Origin of the sequence: Thermoanaerobacter sp. CM-CNRG TB177 (assembly GCF_018588165.1) — a bacterium.
GTDB classification, from domain to species: domain Bacteria; phylum Bacillota; class Thermoanaerobacteria; order Thermoanaerobacterales; family Thermoanaerobacteraceae; genus Thermoanaerobacter; species Thermoanaerobacter thermocopriae.
In genome coordinates this window covers 1-788 of the sequence record NZ_JAFCAC010000074.1, presented here as the reverse complement: position 1 = coordinate 788, position 788 = coordinate 1, and the positions used below count along the sequence as shown (strand labels likewise).

The window sequence follows — 788 nt, the reverse complement described above, 5'->3', positions numbered from 1 at the left end:
CGGCTGGATCACCTCCTTTCTAAGGAGAGAGGCCTCACTGTTCATTTTTGAGGGGGTAAGGCCCTCGAGGGGACCTTGAAAACTGCACAAAGCCGTAAGTGGTCAAGAGAGGAAAGGGCGTACGGTGGATGCCTAGGCACCAGGAGCCGAGGAAGGGCGCGGCAAGCGGCGAAACGCCCCGGGGAGCCGCAAGCGGGCGTAGATCCGGGGGTACCCGAATGGGGGAACCCACCCGAGGGAATGCTCGGGTATTCACTGGTGAACACATAGCCAGTGGAGGGGAACCGGGCGAACTGAAACATCTAAGTAGCCCGAGGAAAAGAAAGAAAAGATCGATTCCCTGAGTAGCGGCGAGCGAAAGGGGAGGAGCCCAAACCATGCGAGTGTAGGAGGCCAAGGCTGATGCTTGCATGGGGTAAGGCACATACCGGGGTAGGGCCTTGGACCTACCAGTGATGTAGTAGAGCTAGCCGAATGGTACTGGGAAGGCCAGCCGGAGAGGGTGAGAGCCCCGTAGGCGAAAGCTTTAGTACATCACGAGGTATGTAGCCAGAGTACCACGGGATAGGCGACCCTGTGGGAAGGAGGGAGGACCACCTCCCAAGGCTAAATACTACCTGGTGACCGATAGCGGATAGTACCGTGAGGGAAAGGTGAAAAGGACCCCGGGAGGGGAGTGAAAGAGAACCTGAAACCGTACGCTTACAAGCAGTCAGAGCCTAGCGTAAGCTAGGTGATGGCGTACTTTTTGTAGAACGGGCCGGCGAGTTACGGTAGCAAGCGAGGTT

General features: G+C 57.5%; 1 rRNA gene. It reads left to right on the top strand.

Annotated features, from left to right (window positions below):
• Nucleotides 1–100: 100 nt before the first annotated feature.
• Nucleotides 101–788, top strand: a 23S ribosomal RNA gene (locus I4N53_RS09375); the annotation flags it as partial.